This is a genomic window from Streptomyces sp. NPDC058691 (genome assembly GCF_042714775.1).
Lineage (GTDB): Bacteria > Actinomycetota > Actinomycetes > Streptomycetales > Streptomycetaceae > Actinacidiphila.
In genome coordinates this window covers 1-20,830 of the sequence record NZ_JBHXSO010000008.1, presented here as the reverse complement: position 1 = coordinate 20,830, position 20,830 = coordinate 1, and the positions used below count along the sequence as shown (strand labels likewise).

The 20,830-nt window shown below is 70.9% G+C and carries 18 protein-coding genes and 1 tRNA gene; 7 read left to right on the top strand and 12 right to left on the bottom strand.

Annotated features, from left to right (window positions below; genetic code table 11):
* The first annotated feature begins 22 nt into the window (after positions 1-22).
* Positions 23-751, top strand: coding sequence for a class E sortase (locus tag ACFWVC_RS07835; protein ID WP_384280190.1), 729 nt, complete (start codon positions 23-25; stop codon positions 749-751).
* A 99-nt stretch (positions 752-850) separates the two neighbouring features.
* On the opposite strand, the gene pknB is transcribed toward ACFWVC_RS07835, so the two are convergent.
* The 6 genes from pknB to ACFWVC_RS07805 form a co-directional block, all read right to left on the bottom strand.
* Positions 851-2,845, bottom strand: a complete 1,995-nt coding sequence (pknB, locus tag ACFWVC_RS07830) for a Stk1 family PASTA domain-containing Ser/Thr kinase (RefSeq protein ID WP_384280188.1) — start codon at positions 2,843-2,845, stop codon at positions 851-853.
* Positions 2,846-2,996: 151 nt separating this feature from the next.
* Positions 2,997-4,457: a peptidoglycan D,D-transpeptidase FtsI family protein gene (locus tag ACFWVC_RS07825; RefSeq protein WP_384280184.1), complete on the bottom strand. Its 1,461-nt coding sequence runs from the start codon at positions 4,455-4,457 to the stop codon at positions 2,997-2,999.
* Positions 4,454-5,842, bottom strand: a complete 1,389-nt coding sequence (locus ACFWVC_RS07820; protein WP_384280182.1) for an FtsW/RodA/SpoVE family cell cycle protein — start codon at positions 5,840-5,842, stop codon at positions 4,454-4,456. Before ACFWVC_RS07820 ends, ACFWVC_RS07825 begins: the two co-directional genes overlap by 4 nt.
* Positions 5,843-5,869: 27 nt before the next feature.
* A complete protein-coding gene (locus tag ACFWVC_RS07815; protein ID WP_384280451.1) occupies positions 5,870-7,444 on the bottom strand; it encodes a PP2C family protein-serine/threonine phosphatase in 1,575 nt (524 codons plus the stop codon).
* Between the two features lie 57 nt (positions 7,445-7,501).
* The gene (locus tag ACFWVC_RS07810) at positions 7,502-8,023 is read right to left on the bottom strand and encodes an FHA domain-containing protein (RefSeq protein WP_384280179.1); all 522 of its coding nucleotides are present in this window, start codon (positions 8,021-8,023) and stop codon (positions 7,502-7,504) included.
* A 10-nt stretch (positions 8,024-8,033) separates the two neighbouring features.
* On the bottom strand, positions 8,034-8,888 hold the full coding sequence (locus tag ACFWVC_RS07805) for an FhaA domain-containing protein (RefSeq protein WP_384280176.1): 855 nt from the start codon (positions 8,886-8,888) through the stop codon (positions 8,034-8,036).
* 363 nt (positions 8,889-9,251) lie between these two features.
* Between ACFWVC_RS07805 and ACFWVC_RS07800 the strand changes: the two genes are divergently transcribed.
* Positions 9,252-9,335 (top strand) — tRNA-Leu (locus ACFWVC_RS07800).
* A gap of 220 nt (positions 9,336-9,555) precedes the next feature.
* Here the strand turns inward: ACFWVC_RS07800 and ACFWVC_RS07795 are convergent.
* The 4 genes from ACFWVC_RS07795 to ACFWVC_RS07780 all read right to left on the bottom strand — a co-directional run bounded on the left by ACFWVC_RS07795 (position 9,556) and on the right by ACFWVC_RS07780 (position 12,806).
* The gene (locus ACFWVC_RS07795; protein WP_384280172.1) at positions 9,556-9,684 is read right to left on the bottom strand and encodes a hypothetical protein; all 129 of its coding nucleotides are present in this window, start codon (positions 9,682-9,684) and stop codon (positions 9,556-9,558) included.
* Between the two features lie 228 nt (positions 9,685-9,912).
* Positions 9,913-10,755, bottom strand: coding sequence for an RNA polymerase sigma factor (locus tag ACFWVC_RS07790; protein WP_384280168.1), 843 nt, complete (start codon positions 10,753-10,755; stop codon positions 9,913-9,915).
* A gap of 204 nt (positions 10,756-10,959) precedes the next feature.
* On the bottom strand, positions 10,960-11,982 hold the full coding sequence (locus ACFWVC_RS07785; protein WP_384280165.1) for an aldo/keto reductase: 1,023 nt from the start codon (positions 11,980-11,982) through the stop codon (positions 10,960-10,962).
* Between the two features lie 116 nt (positions 11,983-12,098).
* A complete protein-coding gene (locus tag ACFWVC_RS07780; protein WP_384280161.1) occupies positions 12,099-12,806 on the bottom strand; it encodes a type 1 glutamine amidotransferase domain-containing protein in 708 nt (235 codons plus the stop codon).
* Positions 12,807-12,984: 178 nt separating this feature from the next.
* Between ACFWVC_RS07780 and ACFWVC_RS07775 the strand changes: the two genes are divergently transcribed.
* The gene (locus ACFWVC_RS07775) at positions 12,985-13,602 is read left to right on the top strand and encodes a CGNR zinc finger domain-containing protein (protein WP_384280159.1); all 618 of its coding nucleotides are present in this window, start codon (positions 12,985-12,987) and stop codon (positions 13,600-13,602) included.
* Positions 13,603-13,717: 115 nt separating this feature from the next.
* Here the strand turns inward: ACFWVC_RS07775 and ACFWVC_RS07770 are convergent, their stop codons facing one another.
* Together ACFWVC_RS07770 and ACFWVC_RS07765 are read right to left on the bottom strand one after the other, a co-directional pair.
* A complete protein-coding gene (locus tag ACFWVC_RS07770; RefSeq protein ID WP_384280157.1) occupies positions 13,718-14,722 on the bottom strand; it encodes a zinc-dependent alcohol dehydrogenase family protein in 1,005 nt (334 codons plus the stop codon).
* A 371-nt stretch (positions 14,723-15,093) separates the two neighbouring features.
* On the bottom strand, positions 15,094-16,359 hold the full coding sequence (locus tag ACFWVC_RS07765; RefSeq protein WP_384280154.1) for an ABC transporter substrate-binding protein: 1,266 nt from the start codon (positions 16,357-16,359) through the stop codon (positions 15,094-15,096).
* 384 nt (positions 16,360-16,743) lie between these two features.
* On the opposite strand from ACFWVC_RS07765, the gene ACFWVC_RS07760 reads away from it, so the two are divergent.
* The 4 genes from ACFWVC_RS07760 (at position 16,744) to ACFWVC_RS07745 (ending at position 20,688) form a co-directional block, all read left to right on the top strand.
* Positions 16,744-17,997 carry a PucR family transcriptional regulator gene (locus ACFWVC_RS07760; protein ID WP_384280150.1) on the top strand — a complete coding sequence of 418 codons (1,254 nt, stop codon included), beginning with the start codon at positions 16,744-16,746 and terminating at the stop codon, positions 17,995-17,997.
* A complete protein-coding gene (locus ACFWVC_RS07755; protein ID WP_384280147.1) occupies positions 17,994-19,205 on the top strand; it encodes a helix-turn-helix domain-containing protein in 1,212 nt (403 codons plus the stop codon). Before ACFWVC_RS07760 ends, ACFWVC_RS07755 begins: the two co-directional genes overlap by 4 nt.
* 115 nt (positions 19,206-19,320) lie before the next feature.
* The gene (locus ACFWVC_RS07750; protein ID WP_384280144.1) at positions 19,321-19,980 is read left to right on the top strand and encodes a TetR/AcrR family transcriptional regulator; all 660 of its coding nucleotides are present in this window, start codon (positions 19,321-19,323) and stop codon (positions 19,978-19,980) included.
* A gap of 132 nt (positions 19,981-20,112) precedes the next feature.
* On the top strand, positions 20,113-20,688 hold the full coding sequence (locus ACFWVC_RS07745; RefSeq protein ID WP_384280140.1) for a TerD family protein: 576 nt from the start codon (positions 20,113-20,115) through the stop codon (positions 20,686-20,688).
* The last annotated feature ends 142 nt before the right edge of the window (positions 20,689-20,830 follow it).

Sequence of the window (20,830 nt, the reverse complement as noted above, 5' to 3'; positions counted from 1 at the left end):
GTACGCACAGATCGGGGCACTGGTGACGACCACCCAGCACGACCACCACCGGGAGACCGCGCCGTACCCGCGGCGCACCCGCGACCGCGTTGCCGCCGTCGTCAGCCTGATCGGTGAACTCCTCATCACCGCGGGCCTGGTGCTCGGCCTCTTCGTCGTCTACTCCCTGTGGTGGACCAACGTCCTGGCCGACCGCCAGGCCAAGCGCGACGGCGACGTCGTCCGCCGCCAGTGGGCCGCCGAGCAGCCGGGCAAGCTCGACACCAAGAACGGCATCGGCTTCCTCCATGTCCCGGCCATGGGCAAGGGCTTCGAGGTCCTGGTCCGCAAGGGCACGAACACCGATGTCCTCAACGAGGGCGTCGCCGGCTACTACACCGACCCCGTGAAGTCGGCGATGCCGTGGGACAAGAAGGGCAACTTCACGCTCGCCGCCCACCGCGACGGCCACGGCGCCAAGTTCCACAACATCGACAAGATCAAGAAGGGCGACGCGGTCGTCTTCGAGGACCGCGACACCTGGTTCGTCTACAAGGTCTACGACATCCTCCCCGAGACCTCGAAGTACAACGTCAAGGTCATCGACCAGATCCCCCGTGAAAGCGGCAAGAAGCAGGCCGGCCGCTACATCACGCTGACGACCTGCACCCCCGTCTTCACCTCCCGCTACCGCTACATCGTCTGGGCCGAACTCGTCCGCACCCAGAAGGTCGACGCGAATCGGACGCCTCCGGCGGAGCTCGGCGGCTGATCCCACGCACCGCACGGCGCGGAACATGCGAAGGGGCCCCGGACACGATGTCCGGGGCCCCTTCGCTGTGCTGAGTGTGCCTGGTCGGCGTCGGCGGCGTCAGCCGCCGTTGCCTCCGTTGAGGAAGCCTCCGCCTCCGTTGTTCCCGCCGTTCGGATCCTGGACGGCGATTGTGAGCGTGTCACCCGGCTTCATCTGAGTACCCGCCTGCGGATTCTGGTTCTGGACGACGGCGTTGTCGTTGCCTGCCAGGTTGGGCGGGAGGACCACCAGGTTCAGCCCCAGCTCGGCGGCCATAGCCTTCACCTGGCCGACCGTTTGGCCGTTCAGGTTGCCGATCGCGTTGGTGGACGGCGGCTTCGCGATGATCAGGGTGACCTGGGAGCCCGCCTGGACCGTGCTTCCGGCGGTCGGGGTGGTCGAGATGACCGTGCCCGCGGCGTGGTCGGGGGACTCCTGCTGGGTGCTGGTCACGGTCAGGCCGTCCGCCTGGAGGATCTGCTTGGCCTCTGCCTCGGACTTGTTGCTCACGTCCTTGATCGTGACCTCTTCGGGCGCCACCGCCACCGTCAGCGTGATCGTCGCGCCCTTGGCGCGCTTCTCGCCGCCGTTCGGGTCCTGCTTGAGGACCGTTCCCTCCTCCTTGTTGGAGGTCTGGGACTGCTTGTCGACCTCGAAGCCCGCTTCCTTCAGCTCCGACTCCGCGTCGTCGAACTTGTCCCCGGTGACGTCCGGGACGTCGATCTTCTCGGCGCCCTTGGAGAGGTTCAAGGTGACCGTCTGGTCCTTGGGGATCTCCGTGGTGGGTTCGTCCGACTGCTTGCAGACCTTGCCCTTGGGCTGGTCGGCGCAGAAGACCGTGTCGCCGAAGGCGATCGTGAGGCCGACGTTCTTCGCCTTGTTCTCGGCCTCGGCCTTGGACGCGCCGATGAACTGCGGGACGGCGACGGTCTCGCCGCCGGAGTCCTTGGGTGAGAACAGCGCCTTGCCCATGAAGATCGCGCCGATGAGGACCAGGACGGCCGCGACGACGAGCAGGATGGTCGAGGTGTTGCTCTTCTTGGGCTTGCGCCGGCCGCCGCCGGGCTGCTGCTGGTCGTAGCCGAAGCCGCCGTCGTCGTCGCGCATGGGCGGCAGCATCGAGGTGCCCGCGTCGTGCTGCGGGGGCATGGCCGTGGTGGCGGCGTCGTGACCGTAGCCGCCGTAACCGCCGCCGTAGCCCACGGCACCGAGGGCGACCGTGGCGCCGACGGGCTGGCCGTCGAGGCAGGCCTCGATGTCGGCGCGCATCTCGTCGGCGGACTGGTAGCGGTAGTCCGGGTCCTTGGTGAGCGCCTTGAGGACGATGGCGTCCATCTCGGGGCTGACCTCGGGGTCGTACACGCTCGGCGGCTGCGGCTCCTCCCGGACGTGCTGGTACGCCACCGCGACCGGCGAGTCGCCCACGAAGGGCGGCCGCACGGTCAGCAGCTCGTACAGCAGGCAGCCGGCGGAGTACAGGTCGGAGCGGGCGTCGACGGTCTCGCCCTTGGCCTGCTCCGGCGAGAGGTACTGCGCGGTGCCGATGACGGCCGCGGTCTGCGTCATCGTCATGCCGGAGTCGCCCATGGCGCGGGCGATGCCGAAGTCCATGACCTTGACCTGGCCCTGGCGCGTCAGCATGACGTTCGCGGGCTTGATGTCGCGGTGCACGATGCCGGAGCGGTGGCTGTACTCCAGCGCCTGCAGGATGCCCACCGTCATCTCGAGCGAGCGCTCCGGCAGCAGCTTGCGGCCGGAGTGCAGCAGCTCACGCAGGGTGGACCCGTCCACGTACTCCATGACGATGTACGGGATCGAGACCCCGTCGACGTAGTCCTCGCCGGTGTCGTACACCGCGACGATCGACGGGTGGTTCAGCGAGGCGGCCGATTGGGCCTCACGGCGGAACCGGGCTTGGAAGGACGGGTCGCGGGCGAGATCCACCCGGAGCGTCTTCACGGCGACGGTGCGGCCGAGCCGGGTGTCATGGGCGATGTACACCTCGGCCATGCCACCGCGGCCGAGCACCGAGCCCAGCTCGTACCGGCCGCCGAGGCGACGCGGCTCTTCCATAGCGCTTGCCCTTCCTAAACCGTCCGTGTGGCTGCTCGGGCATACCGTACCCGCCGCCGCGTACCGATCCCGGCCCTGGCCGGTAGCCGATATACGACCGGTATCGCGACGTGCGTTTTAGCGCACATACGGAGATACGGCGTGACCGGCATCACTTGTTCAGCACGGCCTCCATGACGCTCTTGGCGATCGGGGCCGCGAAGCCGCCACCGGAGATGTCGCCGCGGTTCGCGCTCGCGTCCTCGACGACGACCGCGACCGCCACCGGCGAACCGGAGTCCGTCTTGGCGTATGAGATGAACCACGCGTAGGGACTCTCGCTGTTGTCGATGCCGTGCTGGGCCGTACCGGTCTTGCCACCCACGGTGACGCCGGGGATCTGTGCGTTCTTGCCCGTACCGTCGGAGACGACGGTCTCCATCATCTGCTGGAGCTTCTGGGCGTTGTCCGCGCTCAGCGGCTGCGCGAACTCCTTGGGCTTGGTCTGCTCGACGATCGCGTTGCTCGGTGCACGCAGCTGGCTCACCATGTAGGGCTGCATCAGCGTGCCGTCGTTGGCGATCGCGGAGGCCACCATCGCCATTTGCAGCGGGGTGGCGGCGGTCTCGAACTGGCCGATGGAGGACAGCGCCGTCTGCGGCTTGTCCATCGTCTTGGAGAAGTTGCTCGCCGCGGTGCGGACCGGGACGAAGAGCTCCTGGTTGAAGCCGAACTTCTGGGTCTCGTCGAGCATCTTGTCGCGGCCGAGGTCAGCCCCGATCTTGCCGAAGACCGTGTTGCAGGAGTACTGCAGGGCCACCCGGAGCGTGGCGTTCTTGCAGGGGATGTTCCCCTCGTTCTTCAGCTCCGTCTGGGTGTTGGGCAGCGTGTACGGGACCGGGGAGTCCGTCGGGTCGTCGATGTTGCTGTACAGCCCGTTCTGCAGGGCCGCCGCCGCCGTGACCACCTTGAAGGTCGAGCCCGGCGGGTAGGTCTGGCGCAGCGCCCGGTTCAGCATCGGCTCGTCCGGGTTGTTCGCCTTCAGCAGCGAGGACCAGGCCTTGGCGTCCTTCTTCGAGTTGCCGGCGAAGGAGGACGGGTCGTACGACGGCGTGCTGGCCAGCGCGAGGATGGCGCCGGTCTGCGGGTCGATCGCGGCGACCGCGCCCTTCTTGTTGCCGAGGCCCTCGAAGGCGGCCTTCTGCGCCTTGGCGTTCAGCGTGGTGACGACGTCGCCGCCCTGCTTCTGCTTGCCGGACAGGATGTCGACGGTGCGCTTGAAGAAGAGCCGGTCGTCGTCGCCGGTGAGGATCGAGTCGTAGATCGACTCCAGCTGGGTGGAACCGAAGGCCTGGGACGCGTAGCCGGTGACCGGCGCCCAGAGCGGGCCGTCCTTGAAGGTCGCCTTGTACTGGAAGTCGCTGCCGTTGGTCTCGGCGTGTCCGGTCACGGCCTTGCCGTCGACGATTATGTCGCCGCGCGGGGTGGCGTACTGGTTGATCGCGACCCGGCGGTTGTTCGTGTCGGTCCTGAGCTCGTCGGCCTGCACGAACTGGATGTAGTTCACCCTGAGCAGGAGGGCGAGCACGAGCAGCCCGCAGAAGATAGCGACTCGTCGCAGGGGCTTGTTCACTGGACGCGCACCACCTGGGTCGGCTCGGCATCGGGGGACGAGGCGGGGGTCGGCGCCGGGCGGCGCGCGGTGTCGCTGATTCTCAGCAGGATCGCCACCAGCGCCCAGTTGGCGATCACGGAGGATCCTCCCTGGGCCAGGAACGGCATGGTCATACCGGTCAGCGGGATGAGCCCGGTGACACCGCCGGCCACGACGAACACCTGGAGGGCGAAAGCGCCCGACAGGCCGATCGCCAGCAGCTTGCCGAAGGGGTCACGGGCGGCGAGCGCGGTGCGGGCACCGCGCTCCACCAGGAGTGCGTAGAGCAGCAGTATGGCCATCAGGCCGGCCAGGCCCAGTTCCTCGCCGACGGTGGCGAAGATGTAGTCGCTCTTGGCCGCGAAGCCGATCAGCCGGGAGTACCCCTGGCCGAGACCGGAGCCGAAGAGGCCGCCCGACCCGAAGGCCCACATGGCCTGCGCGGGCTGGCTGGCGCCCTGGCCGGCCTCGAGGGTGCGGAACGGGTTGAGCCAGTCCTCCACACGGCTGTGGACGTGCGGCTCGAAGCTGCCGACGATCACGGCGCCGCCCACGGACAGCAGCAGACCGAAGACGATCCAGCTGGTGCGCTCGGTGGCGACGTAGAGCATGATCACGAAGAGGCCGAAGAAGAGCAGCGAGGTGCCCAGGTCGGTCTCGAAGACCAGGATCAGGATGCTGAGGGCCCAGATCACCAGGATCGGGCCGAGGTCACGACCGCGGGGCAGGTACATGCCCATGAAGCGCCGGCTGGCGAGCGCGAGCGCGTCGCGCTTGACCATCAGGTACCCGGCGAAGAACACCGCGATGATGATCTTCACGAACTCGCCCGGCTGAATGGACATGCCGCCGATGGTGATCCAGATCCGGGCGCCGTAGACGGCCGGGAAGAACACGGGGAGGATCAGCAGGACGAGCGCGACCACCATCGAGATGTAGGTGTAGCGCTGCAGGATGCGGTGGTCCTTGAGGAAGATCAGCACGCCCAGGAAGAGCGCGACCCCGAGCGTCGACCACATCAGCTGCGTCGGCGCGGAGGCTCCACCGGGCAGCGAAGGCTCCTGGTCCAGGCGCCAGATGAACACCAGGCCCAGGCCGTTGAGCAGCGTGGCGATCGGCAGCATCAAGGGGTCGGCGTACGGCGCGAACTTGCGCACCACAAGGTGCGCGACGACGGCGATCGCGCCCAGGCCGAGGCCGTAGGCGAGCATGCCCGCGGGCAGCGAGCCGTTCTTCGCCAGGCCCACGTTCGCGTACGCGAAGACCGGGATCAGCACCGCGAAGGCGAGAAGCGCGAGCTCTGTGTTGCGACGGCTCGGCGCGCCGACGGATGTGATGGTCGTGGTGTTCGTGACAACACTCATGCTGGACTGACGGCCCTCCTGCAGACGCTAGCTGCCCGCTGGGCACTGCTGGGCCAGCGCCTGGTCCTCGGCGGTGAGGGTGGGGCTGGTCGACGGACTGGTGGTCGCGCCCGGGGACGGGCTGCTGGGGGGTGTGGTCGCGGTGTCGCCGCCGGCGGTCGGGGTGCCCGAGGGCTGGCCCGTGGCCTTGCCGGAGGCGGTGCCCGCGCCCTTCTGCTGGTTCTTCTTGGCCTTGTCGGCGGCGTCGGCGCGGGCCTTGTCCAGGGACTCCTTGGTCTGGCAGACCTTGGACTGGTGCTCCAGCTCGTCCGCGGTCTTGCGGGCGTCGGCCAGGTCGCCGGCGGCGATGGTGGCCGTCACGTACTTCCGCTGGTTCTGCGGTAGGTACTTGAGTTCGATGCCAGGGCGGTCCTCGTGGACCTTCGACAGGTTCACCCAGGCCAGCTTCTGCTCGATGCCCTGGTAGATCGCCGCGTGGTCGCCCTTGACCCCGACGTAGTACTGCGTCTGCGTCCAACGGTACGCGCCGTACAGGCCGCCCCCGACGACGCCGAGGACGACCAGCAGCACGAGGGACCGCTTGAGCCACCGGCGCGACTTCACCGGCTTGTCGAGTTCCTCGCCCTCGAAGGCGCCGAAGCTGCCCATGGGCGCGCCGACCGCGGAGTCGGCGCTGCCGGGCGGCCCGAAGGAGCCCTCGGGGGCCGGCGGGCGGCCGAGCTCGGAGGCGCGGCCGGCCGGGGTCTGGAGGTGGCGCGGGTCGGACATCGGGAGGTGGTGCCGGCTGTCGGCGACGGCACCCACGACGACCGGGGTGTCGTGCAGCTGCACGGCCAGGGTGTCGCCGTCGTCGATGTCCAGGACGTCCGCGACGATGCAGGTGATGTTGTCGGGGCCGCCGCCGCGCAGGGCGAGCTGGATCAGCTCCTGCACGGTCTCGGCGGGCGCCTGGTACCCGGCGAGGGTGTCCTCCAGCGTCTGGTGGCTGACGACGCCGGACAGACCGTCGGAGCAGATCAGGTAGCGGTCGCCGGCCCGGACCTCGCGGATCGACAGGTCGGGCTCGACCTGGCCGCGGCCGTCCAGGGCGCGCATCAGCAGCGAGCGCTGCGGGTGCGTGCCGGCCTCCTCCTCGGTGATCCGGCCCTCGTCGACCAGCCGCTGCACCCAGGTGTGGTCCTGGGTGATCTGGGTGAGCACGCCGTCGCGCAGCAGATACGCGCGCGAGTCGCCGACGTGCACCAGACCGAGCCGCTGGCCGGTCCAGAGCAGGGCGGTGAGCGTGGTGCCCATGCCCTCCAGCTGGGGGTCCTCCTCGACCATGACGCGCAGCTGGTCGTTGGCCCGCTGCACGGCGGTGGCGAGCGAGGTGAGGATGTCCGAGCCGGGGACGTCGTCGTCGAGCGTGACGAGGGTGGAGATCACCTCGGACGAGGCGACCTCACCGGCGGCCTGGCCGCCCATGCCGTCGGCAATGGCGAGCAGCCGCGGCCCGGCGTAGCCGGAGTCCTCGTTGCCCTCCCGGATCATTCCCTTGTGCGAGCCGGCGGCGAAGCGCAGCGACAGAGTCATGCGCACCTCGCCCGTCGGCTCCGGGTACATCCGCACGCTGCCCACCCTCTCGCTCGCGCTCGCTGGCTGTGCTCGCCCATTGTGCGACTACTTCCGCAGCTCGATGACGGTCTTGCCGATGCGGATCGGGGCCCCGAGCGGAATCGGAGTCGGCGTGGTCAGCCGGTTCCGTTCCATGAAGGTCCCGTTGGTGGATCCCAGGTCCTCGACGATCCAGTTGCCGTCCCGGTCCGGGTAGATCCTGGCATGCCGGCTGGACGCGTAGTCGTCGTCGAGCACGATCGTGGAGTCGTGGGCCCGGCCGAGCGTGATGGTCTGGCCCTGGAGCGCGACCGTGGTGCCCGCGAGCGAGCCCTCGGCGACCACGAGCTTGGTCGGCGCCCCACGACGGGCCCGGTTGTTCTGCGGCTGCTGCCGCTGGGCCGCCGCCTGTGGCTGTTGCTGCCGCTGCTGCGGCGGACGCGCCTGGTCACCCCGGCGCCCGGCGCCGCGCTGGGTCACCCGGGTTCCGAACAGGTCGCTTCGAATGACCTGCACGGCCACGATGACGAACAGCCACAGTACGGCGAGGAAACCCAACCGCATGACCGTCAGGGTCAGCTCTGACATTGCCCCCGCTTCACCCTTCGGCTTGCCGGTACACGATGGTGGTACTGCCCACGACGATCCGTGAACCGTCGCGGAGCGTAGCGCGCTGGGTGTGCTGCCCGTCCACCACGATGCCGTTCGTGGACCCGAGGTCCACGACCGTCGAGGGCGTTCCGACCCTGATCTCGCAGTGCCGGCGGGACACACCGGGGTCGTCGACCCGCACGTCGGCCTCGGTGCTGCGCCCGAGGACGAGGGTGGGCCGGGAGATCTGGTGGCGGCTGCCGTTGATCTCGATCCAGCGGCGTACGTTCGTGCCGGCGCCCGGGGCCGTGCCGGTGCCCGGGAGCCGGGTCACGGGGGCGGCTCCGCCGGGCGGCGGTGCGGCGGGCATAGGGGGTGCCCCGGCGGGGCGCTGCGGGGCCTGCGGCGGATAGCCGTAGCCGCCGCGGCCCTGGGGCGCGCTGCGGTCCTGTGCCGGGGACTGCTGGAGCTGCTGCTGCTGCGACTCGCTGGAGGCCAGCGTGCGACTGCGTACCCGGTACAGGCCGGTGTCGAGGTCGTCGGCCTTCTCCAGGTGGACCTTGATCTGGCCCATGAACGTGTAGCGCTGCTGCTTGGCGTAGTCGCGCACCATGCCGGCCAGCTCGTCGCCGAGCTGGATGGCGTACGGGCTCAGCCGCTCGTGGTCCGAGGTGCTGAGCTCGACGATGAAGTCGTTGGGGACCACCGTGCGGTCCCGGTTCCAGATGGTGGCGTTGTTGTCGCACTCGCGCTGCAGCGCGCCTGCGATCTCCACGGGCTGGACCTCGGACTTGAACACCTTGGCGAAGGTGCCGTTCACGAAGCCCTCGAGACGCTGCTCGAACTTCTTGAGTACTCCCACGATGCACCTCCTTCCTCAAGGCCCTGCGGTTGTCGCGGGCTCACGCCGCGATCCTTCCCCTTCGATCCTTCCGGTACTGCTTACTGATCGTATCCACGCACCGGGAAAACCGGTGGTTCCCCGATCTGTCCCGTCGGAGCGGTGTCAACGCTCACAAGCGCCGCTGCCGCTTCCCCACAGGGATGGTAGAGGCGCCCCAAGCCAGTGTCCCGCAACAGAGGACGGTTCCCGCCCCGTGGGGGTGCCCGGAAACGGATGTGAATCGACCCTGAACAGCGTGCTAGTGTTCTGGGTGTCGGAAGGCGCTGACGCACCGAACGGGAAGCCCCGCAGAGTGTGACAGAATCTAACGGCGACACCCATGCGCGGGTGGCGGAATAGGCAGACGCGCTGGATTCAGGTTCCAGTGCCCGAAAGGGCGTGGGGGTTCAACTCCCCCCTCGCGCACAGATGAAGCGGGTCTCCCCGGTGGCGAAAGTCACTGAGGAGGCCCGCTTCTCGCGTTGATCAAGCGATGTGCAGGTCGGGTTGGCCGATCGTTGCGTCGCTCACACGTCGGAGCCCTCTCGTCGGCCGTCAGTGGCCGGTGAGGGGGCTCCCTTGTGTGGGCGATGTCCTGTGTGCTGCGCGTCACTCCGGTGGCGGGCGTCAAGTGGCCGATCGGGGTTCACGTGCCCAGTGCCTGCCAGTGCTTGGCCCCTTCGTCTGGGGCGAGGGTGATGGCTCTCTGGCGGCAGACCTTGACGGGGCCGGTGTGGCTGGGCTCGGGGTCGACGAGCGGGGCTTGAGCGGGCATGAGGCGGCAAGGCCTGCGGTCGGCGATGCGTGCGGTCCAGGTCTCGCGGGTGACGCGTCCGGCGTGCAGGTCGCCGGTGGCGTAGCCCCGCTCCTACAGCCGGGAGATCGTTTTCAAACCGTTGTACCTGGGACGCTCGTCCGGCTGTCCAGGCAGAGGCCGAGGACGAGTGCAGGAAGGACGTCGGGACCGGGATGCACCGGGGGCTGTCGGCGGCCTGTCCCTCGGTCAGGAGGAGTCTCCCTGATCCGGGTGATCTTGGCTTGGGCGAGGCTGTTCAGCGGTGTCTTGGCGCAACGCATCCCGCAGGCGCAGTAGTTCGCGCCGGCGGTGCCGCGCCCGTACCAGGGTGAGCATCGCGGCGGCGGTGAGGACGACCCCGCCCGCGGCGGTGGCCGCCAGGTCGGCGGTGCTGCCGCGGACTGCGGCCGGCGCCACCCCGGCCAGGGCGGTCACCACGCTCGCCGCCAGTGCGATCCGGGCGGACAGCACCCGGTCCCGGGCGAACAGCGGCCGACGCCTGCTCAGCACCCAGCCGGCGAAGACGGCCCAGGCCGGCCCGATGGCGATCAGTCCGGCGAAGGCGGCCTGGGTACGCGTCGGCAGAGCATTCGGCTCGGTGGCCCACAGCACCGCGATCATGGCCGCGCCGCACCCTCCGGCCAGGCCCAGTGCCACGTGGCGCAGCCGGGACCGCAGTGACACCTCCGTGGCCGGCGCGCGCTCCAGTTGCTCGGGCACGGCCCGCTGCGCTGCGCGGTTCTGCTCGCTCATGCCTCGTATCCCTTCTCGGCAAGGTGGTCGCGCAGCAGCCAGTGGCAGGTCCTCCAGGTGGAAGAGGATCAGCACCTCGCGCTCCAAGGGCGGCAGAGCAGCAAGGCCTGTCTCGATCTGCATCGTGGTGAGCACGCCGCTGAGCTCGTCGTCGGCGACGACAGTCGTGGCCTCCTCCATGGCCGTCTGCGGAGCCTTGTACGTCTGCCGCAGACGGTCGGTGACCGTGCGCCGGGCGATGGTGAACAGCCAGGGGGCGAACCGCGAGGTGCGGCGAGCCGACCATGCCCCGGACATAGCGGCACAGCGGGGGGTGCCACATGGCCACCGGTTCGCGGAACGCCTCCCGCTCCCCGAGCTGGCAGCGCACTACCAGCAACCGTCGTGGCCCACCACACCTCCCTGCTCCGCACCGTCCGTCACACAGACAGTCGGCGCTCCGGGCGGAATGGTTCACGGAATCCTGAGCATCCGGTCGAAACGCCGGTCGCAAGAGGAATGTCACCCCTTGAACGGGACTTCAGACAGGCCCTGGCCGTCCAGCAGATCGAGCAGCGCTCGCATGTAGCGCTCGCCGGCGGGTGAGCCGGGCGGTATGGCCTGTTCGGCAGCGGTCAGGGTGGCCGGTGCGGGGCGGAGGGCGGTTGCGGTCAGCGTCTCGGTGAGCTGGGTCCTGGTGCGGGCCCCGACGAGGGGGACGATGTCGGGGCCCTGGGCGGCCGCCCAGGCGATGGCCAGCTGGGCCACGGTCATCCCGTGTTCGGCGGCCACCCGGCGCAGTGCCTCCACCAGCGCCAGGTTGTGCGTCAGGTTGGTGCCCTGGAACCGGGGCAGGCCGTTGCGGAAGTCCTCGGGTGGCAGGTGTCGTTGCCGCGAAGAGGACCAGTGGCCGGAGAGCAGTCCGCGGGACAGGATGCCGTAGGCCGTCACGGAGATGCCCAGCTCGCGGGCGGTCGGCAGGAGGGCGCGCTCCGGGCCGCGGGAGAAGAGGGAGTACTCCACCTGCACGTCGGCGATCGGATGGGTGGCGTGGGCGCGCCGCAGGGTGTCGGGGCCGACGTCCGTCAGTCCGATGCCGCGGATGTGTCCGCTGCGGACCATCTCGCCCAGGGCGCCGACCGTCTCCTCGATCGGGACGTCCGGGTCGGGGCGCCCGGGCCGGTACAGATCGATGTAGTCCGTTCCGAGGCGGCGCAACGAGTAGGCAAGGGAGTTCTTGACGGCGACCGGCCTGCCGTCCGATCCCGTCCAGCCGCCGCCGGGCTCGCGCAGCGCGCCGAACCGGATGCTGACGCGGACCTCGTCCCGGCGGCGGCCGCGCATCGCTTCCCGCAGCAGCAGTTCGCCGTGGCCCATGCCGTAGGCGTCGCCGGTCTCCAGCAGCCGGACTCCGTGGTCGAGGGCCGCCCGGATGGTGGACAGCGACTCCGTGTCGTCGGCCGGGCCGTACAGCTCGGACATGCCCATGAGGCCGAGCCCCACCTCCCGTTCCGGAGGGGTGCGGTTCATCGTCGGGGTGGTCATGCGATTCCTCTTTCGGATGGGCGCGGGGCGGGCGGGCCGGGCCGGGGCTTCAGCGATGGGGGCGGTCCGATGCCGTCTCAAGGGTGGGAGGGCACCGGACCGCCTGGCGGGGTGGCTCAGTGAGCCAGCACCCGGAGCAGCGCCTCGGCGGCCGGCGCGGACGAGGCCGGGTTCTGACCGGTGACGAAGTTCCGGTCGACGACGACGTGGGGAGCGAACGCCTCGCCCTCCTGGAAGTCGATGCCGAGCTGCACCAAGCGGTCCTGGAGGAGCCACTCGGCGCGCTCGGCGAAGCCCGCGTGGGTCTCCTCGACGTTGGTGAACCCGGTCGCCCGGTACCCGGCGAACGGGGAGGTGCCGTCCTGCGCGGCGGTGGCGAGCAGTGCGGCGGGGCCGTGGCAGACGATGCCGAGCGGCTTGCCGGAGGCGAGCACGGCGTTCAGGAGCCGGCCGGAGGCGGCGTGCGTGGCCAGGTCCTCCATGGGGCCGTGTCCGCCGGTGTAGAACACGGCGTCGTAAGCGTCCGTGTCGGCGGGGTCGATGTCCTCCAGCCGCTTCGGGTGGTTCAGTTCGCCGACGGCGGCCAGCTCGGCCGCGATGCGGTCGGCGTTCTCCTGCCCGCCGTTCACCTCGGGGGACAGGCTCGCGGCGTCCAGCGGCGGTACGACGCCCGCAGGTGTGGCGATGGCGATCTCGTGGCCGGCCGCCCGGAAGATCGCGTACGGGGCGGTCAGCTCCTCCGCCCAGAAACCGGTCGGGTGCTTGGTGCCGTCGGCCAGCGTCCAGTGGTCTGCGCCGGTCACCACGATGAGAATCTTGGACATGTCGGTGGTCTCCTGTTGGCCGCTACGGCCGGTTCGAATGAACTGATCTCGTTGTCATCGGTGAAATGATTTTGACAATTACAGAGACAGGCGGGTACGTCATTGCCTGTAAGGGTCATTTAGACTGTTGGTCATGTCGGCCCGGTAGCGGGCGCCCCGGACGGTGGGGAGTGGACCTATGACGGGAAACGGAAGCGAGCGCGTGACGCGGGTTCCGGCCGCGGCAGGAGCGCTGATGGCCCTGCTCAACTCGCGTCCGCACGCCGTACCGGTGCTGCCGGACAAGCTGGCGGATCCCCGGCAGGCCGCCGAGATCCTCGGGGCCTTCGCTCCGCCGGACCTGGGCGACGCGCCGGACCCGGCTGGTACGTGGCCTACGCGGGAGCCGGCCGTCGAACGGCTCGAACGCGTCCGCGCGCTGCGCTCCGACCTGATGGCCGTGGTGGAGGCGGCGGACGCGGAGGAGACGGCCCGGCGCTGGGAGGCCCTGACGGCTCGCACGTCGGACCACACCTTCGTGCTCACCTTCGCCGGACCGACGCCCGGAGTGCGCCAGGTTTCCGGTGACCCGCTGACCGGCCGGATCCTGGCCTCCGTGGCCGAACTGGTCCGCGACGGCAACTGGTCACGCATCCGGGTCTGCGGCAGCGACGCGTGCCGGGGAGTGTTCTACGACACGACCCGTAACCGCACGCAGCGCTGGCACTCGTACGAACTGTGCGGCAACCGCGCGAATGTCGCCGCCTTCCGCGCCCGCAAGAACCCGGCCTCCACCGCCGCGGCGCGTCCGTCCTGACACCCCGACGCCAGGGCGGGTCAACGTTCCCGGGCTGCCGCCCGGGGCCGTTCCCGGTCGGTCGCCCGCCCAGGAGGCGGACCGGGAACGGCGTTTCGGGGAGTGGGTCGGCGCGTCAGGCAGCGGGGTGCTCCGGAACGAAGACCACCTTGCCGGAACGCTCCGGGCCGGCCGCGTGGGTGAGCGCGTCGCGGTACCGCGCGAGCGGGTACGTCCCCGCGACCGTCGTCTCCAGGACGCCGTCCACGATGAGCTCGGCCAATTCGTTGTAGACGCGCTCCAGTTCAGTCCTGGGGGTCTCGCGCAGCCAGGTCAGGATGAAGAAGGAGCGCAGCGAGATCCCCCGGTAGATGAGGTCGCCCAGCGGCAGCACAGGTGGCTGGGCGGTCGCGGCGGAGAAGGCGACGACACTGCCGCCCGCCTCCACCGAGCCCACCAGCCGGCCGAGTTGGTCGGCGCCGCCGGTGCCTTCCAGAAGCAGGCGCAGCTGCTGGCCGTCGAGCGCCCGGGCGACCTGCTCGGCGAGGTCCTCGCCGTCGATCACCACGGCGTCCGCGCCGCGTTCGCGCACCTGCTGGGCGGCTTCCTCGCGCCGGACCACGGCGAGGGTCCGCAGCCCCGCCCGCTTGGCGAGGGCGATGACATGCTGCCCGACCGCGGAGTTGGCCAGGGTGACGCCCACCCAGTCACCCGGCTTCAGCTCCACGTAGTCGTGCAGCAGGGCCCAGGCGGTGGCGGGGTTGACCGGAAGCATCGCGAGCTGGGCGGCGTCGGCCCGTTCGGTGACCGCGATGACGGCGGCGGCCGGGACCACGACCTGGTCGGCCCAGGTGCCGAACTCGAAGGTCGGCAGGATGATCACGCGCTTGCCGACGAGCGCGGGGTCGACCCCGTCGCCGACCCGGGTGACCCGGCCCGCGCCCTCGGCGCCCATCGCGGCGGGGACCTGCGGGTAGACGCCGAACCACCCTGCCGCGTAGAGGAAGTCGGCGGGGTTCACCGGTGCGGCGTCGACCGCTACCAGCACCTCGTCGGGACCGGGTGCCGATGCCGCGCCTTCGGTGAGCGAGACGGTCTCGCCGAGGTCGCCGCCGACGGTGGAGAGGGTGAGGTTGGTCATGGTGTTCGTACTCCTTGCACGACGATGCCGACGGCCCGTAATGGCCAAAGCAAGTTTCACGATTACTTTCTAACAGAGTTTCCGGGATCTTGTAAAGGTCTACTTGAGATAGGCCATGTCGCGATGACCGAGGCGGGGTCGAGCGGCGTCCGGGCAGCGGACATGCCGATGCCCCCGTGCGGGAGGCACGGGGGCATCGGCGGAACGACCACCACTGTCGGGGACTTCAACGGCGACCGGGGAAGGGCAGCGTGCAACTGACGGCCCCGAAGCACGGATTGGCCGGGGACGCCCCCCAATCGGCGGCTACCAGCCGCGGTGACACCCTGCCCGCCCCGCCCCTGGGGAGGGGGCGGGGCGGGCGCCCGGGGTCAGATGAAGACGAGGTACCGCTCCACCGCGGACACCTTGAAGGGTCCCTTGACGTTGACGAGGCCGCCGGGGACGTCCTTCTGCGGCTTCAGGATGTAGCTGACGGTGGCGCTCGGCCGCCATGGGTCGGAGAAGTTCAGCGCCGGGCCCACGCCGGGGTCGAACCGGTTCATCTTGCGGTGCGCGGCGATGATGCCCGCCCGGCTGAGGTCCTTGTTGGCGCAGGCCTCCTTCAGGTCCTGGACGGCGATCGCCATGGTGTTGTGGCCGTTCTCCACACCCTGGTCCAGCGGCTGCCCGGGGTAGTGCTTCTGATAGTCGGCGACCAGTTTCCCGACCTCGGGGGCGTGGTCGGTCAGCGAGGGGGTGGGGGCGACCAGGTGCAGCATGCTCAACACCGCCGGGGCCGCGGGGCTCTTGAGCATCTCCGGGTGGAAGCCCGCGGCGCTGGCCAGGAACGGGACCATCAGACCTTGCGCGGCGGCGCTCCCCACCGCCGAGGCGGTCTGCTCGGGGCTCGCGGAGACCAGGACGGCCTTGACTCCGGCGGCGGCGAGGTCGTGCACCTGCGCGCTCACGTCGTCCCGGCCGGCCGGTACCTCGCGCGACACGACGCGCAGCCCCTTCTCCTCGGCTACGAACTCGGCCCCGCGCATGGCGTTCTCCCCGTAGTCGCCCTTCAGGTAGAGGTAGCCGATCTTGTCCTTGCGCTTCAGGCCGTAGGTGGACGCCGCCCAGTCCAGGCCGTTGATCATGTCGACGTCGTACGTGGCGCTGATCGTCTGCAGGCCGGGCTGGCCCAGGAGGGCCGAGGAGTAGCCCAGCGCCACCGTCATGAGCTCGTCGGCCCCGAGGGTGCCCAGCAGGGAGTTGATGATGGTCGAGCCGAGCAGCCCGGGCATGGCCGCGATCGACGGCTCCATCCTGGAGTACTGCATGGTCGCCTTGTCCAGGTTGTAGCCGTGGTCGCGGACGATCAGCTGGAGCTTGCGGCCGCACACGCCGCCCGAGGCGTTCACATCGTTCACGTACAGCCGCTCGGCCTGCAGCACCGAGCGGCCCAGCGGGCCGTACGGGCCGGACAGGTCGGTGAGGACGCCGAGCCGGATGGTGGTCGGGGTGATGCCGGGACCGATGGTCACCCCGGCCTTGTCGACGGGTCCGTTGTCGGGACTCTCGCCGATCGCGGGGCCGCCGCAACCGGCCAGGAGGGTGACGAGGGCCGCCGCGAGGACAACGGTGGAACCGAGGGCTTTCCGGGTCACGGGAGGTGCTCCTTGAGGGGGACGGGCGTCGGCGCCGACGCCGCCGGGAGGGCTCGGGACGAGCCGCTCGACCGGAGACTCCATGGGAAGAGATCCCCCGGGGCCCGGGCGAGGGGCGCGACCGTTTCTGGTGGCGGCTCCCAACGGCGGGGGTGCCGGACTGTGCAACGCCACCGCGGCGGGCCGCGGGACGGCGGCGGACGCGCGGGGCGCGCGTGCTCGACAGTGTGTTCGCAGACCTGCGGAGATCCCTGGTGACCTGCGGAGATCCCCGTCGGAATGGGTAAGGGTTGCGTCGGTTCCCTTCCAGGCCCGGTCGCCCGGCGGGTAGAAACGCGTGACGCCCGCGGACCACCACTCCCAGGGCACCGGGAGGAGGACCGGATGACCGCCCCTGCGCCGACGCGCCCCGCACCCGCCGTGGACGGGCACGACCACGAGCACGCCGATCTGCTGCGGGCAGCGGCCCGGGAGGTCCGCAGGCGGGTCGTGCCGCTCGCGGAACGCATCGTGGACCGGATACGCGAACGGCACCCGGCCTACCGGGAACCGGGGCTCGTGCCGCCCGGGTTCCGTGAGGAGGCGGGCGGCGCCGTCGCCGCGGTGCTGGACTCCCTCGCCGACCCTGGACGCTCCACGGTGTCCGCCGAGTACCAGTCGTGGGTGGGCGAGCGCAGGGCCTGGCAGGACTTCCCGCTGCGCTCGATGATCGGCGCCTACCGCACCGGAGGCGACGAGTTGTGGCTGTCCCTGGTGCGCGCCGGTGAGGTCCGCGGGCCGGAGGGCACGAAGCTGATGGCCCGCGCCGCTGCGGAGGTCTGGGACTTGTTCGAACGGGACAGCCGGCTGATGGCGGCCGCCTACGGGCGGGCCCGCGCCGAGGTGACGCACCACCGCCAGCGCGGACGCCGGGCGCTGGAGGCGCTGCTGGCCGGCCGGGTGGGCGGGACCGGCGGGATGAACCCCGCGGAGGCCGCCGAGGCGGCGAGGGCACTGGACCTCCCGGAGAGCGGGCGCTTCGCGGTCGCCGTCGTGCGCAACGCCTCGCTCCGTCCGCGGCCGGGCCCGGCGCGCAGTGGCACACCCGCCGGGGTCCGGGTGCGCCGTACCTTCCCGCTCGGCGGCGAGGTCCTTCTCGCCGAACTGGGCGACCTGCCGCTGGGCGACTTCGCGGCGGCGCTCGGCGTGCCGGACGGGGCGCGGGCCGGCCTGAGCCCCCTGGTGGCGCGGCTCGCCGACGCCGGGCACGCCCGGGACCTCGCCGAACTGGCCCTGCGCACCTGCACCCGCGACGGGGAGGTGGCGCTGCTCGACCGGCGCTGGCCGGCCGCCCTGCTCGCCCGCCGTCCCGAGGCGGCGGCCGAGATCGCCTCCGGCGTGCTGGGCGGGCTGCACGCGGTCGACCCCGGTGAGCGGACCGTCCTGCTGGAGACCCTGGAGGTCTGGCTGGACTCCGACGGCTCCGTCGAGCGGGCCGCGGCCACCCTGTTCTGTCACGCGAACACCTTGCGGCGGCGGTTGCGACGGCTGGAGCAGCTCACCGGCCGCTCGCCGTTCCGGCCGCACGATGTCGTCCATCTGGTGCTCGCCCTGGACGCCGAGCGCATCGTGCCCGCCCCTGGGCAGGGGGCCCGGTGAGCGTTCGCGGCGCGGAGGCGGCCACCGCGCGGGACGAGGCCGCCGCCAGCGCGCTGCTGCGGGCGGCCGCGCTGCGTATGCGGGAAGGGGTGGACGAGCTGGCGGCCCGGGTCACGGCGCGGTTGCGCGTCGAGGTCCCCGGCTTCATGGACCACGCGGGCAACCCCGACTGCTCGCCCGAGGGCTTCGCGACGATCATCAGGATGCACCTGGACCGGCTCGTGGACCCGGGCTGCGACGTCGCCGCCGCTCTCCACATGGCGACGGTGGGACGCCGGCAGGCCGCGTTGGGGATGCCGCCGGAACTGCTGCTGCACGTCCTGTCCGTGGGCGGCGCGGTCCTGTGGCAGGAACTCGTGGACACCGTCGCCGCCCACGACCCGGACCGGCTGTCCCTCATGGTCCGTGTCGCCCCCCGGATGTGGGGATTCCGGGAACGCAACGCCGCGATCCTGGCCGAGGCCTACCGCGAGACGCCGGACGACGGGACGGTCGCCGACGCGCCGCCGGCCGCGACGCTGCTGGTGGCGCTTCTGGACGGCCGTTCCGATGACATGGGCGTGCGCGCCGCCGCCCAGGCCCTCGGCGTCCCCGCGGACGGCCGGTTCGCGGTCGCGGCGACCACGGCCGGGACCACCCTCCGTACAGCTGTTCCCGCGGCCGCGCCCGGCTCCGGCGGCCGGCTGCTACGGGTGCCGTGGGACGGGGCGGGCGAGTTCCTCGTCGTGCTGCTGGGGGAGCGGCCGCTGTCGGCGTTCGCCGGGTCCCTGCGGACGGTGCCGGGGCTGCGGGCGGGGGTCGGGCCGGTGGTGGCGGGCCTGTCGGAGCTGCACCGGTCCCGGGCGCTGGCCGAACTGGCCCTGTCCGCCTGCACGGCCGACGGGGAGGTGGCGCTCTGGGAGGAGCGCATCCCGGACGCCCTGGTCGCCTCGGACCGGCAGTTCGCCGGTGAGCTGGCCGGCCGGGTGCTCGGGCCGCTGCGGGAACTGCCCGACGAGGAACGGGACTCCCTGCTGGGCACGTTCGCGGCCTGGATGGACTGCGACGGGTCGCCGCGCGCCGCCGCGGAGCGCATGGACTGCCACCGCAACACCGTCCTCAACCGGCTGCGCCGCCTCGAACTGCTCACCGGCCGGCGGCTCACCCACCCCCGGGACCTGGTGGATCTGACGCTGGCCCTGGACGTCCTCCGCGTGGACGCCGCCTGAGCGGTGCCTGAGCGGGTACCTGAGCGGCGCCTGGTGAGTGATAGGTTCTCACTTCGCTGTACGGGTATAGCTCACGGTGGCCCCCGGCGGCGTGGCGGACGGAAGGCGGCGGCTCATGGCGGACCCGAGGACGACGACCCCGCGGGAGCGGTACCGCAGCCAGGTCCGCGCGGAGATCAAGGAACGCGCCTGGGAGCAGATCGCCGCGGCGGGGGCGTCGGCGCTCTCCCTCAACGCGATCGCCAAGCAGATGGGCATGAGCGGCCCTGCCCTCTACCGCTACTTCGCCGGCCGTGACGACCTGATCACCGAGCTGATCCGGGACGCCTACCGCAGCCTCGCCGACGCCTTCGCGGCCGCCGCGCGGGCGGAGCCCGGGCTCTTCGGCCTGGCGCACACCCTGCGCCGCTGGGCCCTGGAGGACCCGCAGCGCTACTTCCTCGTGTACGGCACACCCGTGCCGGGCTATCACGCGCCCGACGACGTCACCGGGATCGCCCGGGAGATCATGGCGGCGCTGCTCGACGCCTGTGCGGAACAACCCGCCGGAGCGCCCGCGGGCTCCACCGCCTCCGCCCTGGACGAGCACCTGGCCGCCCACCGGGAGTGGGCCGGCGGCCACTCCGCCCCGGCGGCGGCGCTGAGCCGGGCCCTGACGGTGTGGACGCGGCTGCACGGCGTGCTCTCGCTGGAACTCGCCGGCCACTTCACCGGGATGGGCTTCGATCCCGCCGTACTGTTCGCGGCCGAATTGGAGAGCGTACGGTCGCTGTGACGAGGTCCGCTGCGGCACTCAGGTGAAGCAGCGCGGCGGCCGGGAACCCGCGCGCGGAGCGGCCCGTTGAAGGCATTGGGCAAAGGAATCGTCAAGGGGCGCGGCCCGCGCCGGATTGAGCAGGGAGATCCCATGGGTGTCAGCCTTTCCAAGGGCGGCAATGTCTCGCTGACCAAGGAGGCGCCGGGACTGACCGCAGTCACCGTCGGTCTCGGCTGGGACGTGCGTACGACCACCGGTACCGACTTCGACCTCGACGCGAGCGCGCTGCTGGTCAACGCCGACAACAAGGTCGTCTCGGACAAGCACTTCATCTTCTTCAACAACCTCAAGAGCCCCGAGGGCTCGGTGGAGCACACCGGCGACAACCTCACGGGTGAGGGCGAGGGCGACGACGAGCAGGTGAAGGTGAACCTGACGACGGTCCCCGCCGAGGTCTCCAAGATCGTCTTCCCGGTGTCGATCTACGACGCCGAGAGCCGCCAGCAGTCCTTCGGCCAGGTCCGCAACGCGTTCATCCGCGTGGTGAACCAGGCCGACAACAACGAGCTCGCCCGCTACGACCTCTCGGAGGACGCCTCCACCGAGACCGCGATGGTCTTCGGCGAGCTGTACCGCAACGGTGCGGAGTGGAAGTTCCGCGCCGTCGGCCAGGGGTACGCGTCCGGCCTGCGCGGCATCGCGCAGGACTTCGGCGTCACCCTCTGACGCCTCGCGCCCTTTTCGGGCGCGCACGCACGGACGGATCGACGCGCGCGGGCCCTGGGGCCCGCGGCGATGACGGCGAAGGGCCGCCGGGGGACAGGCCCCCCGCCCCCAGCCCGGGTGGTTATAAAAAAAACGAAGCCCC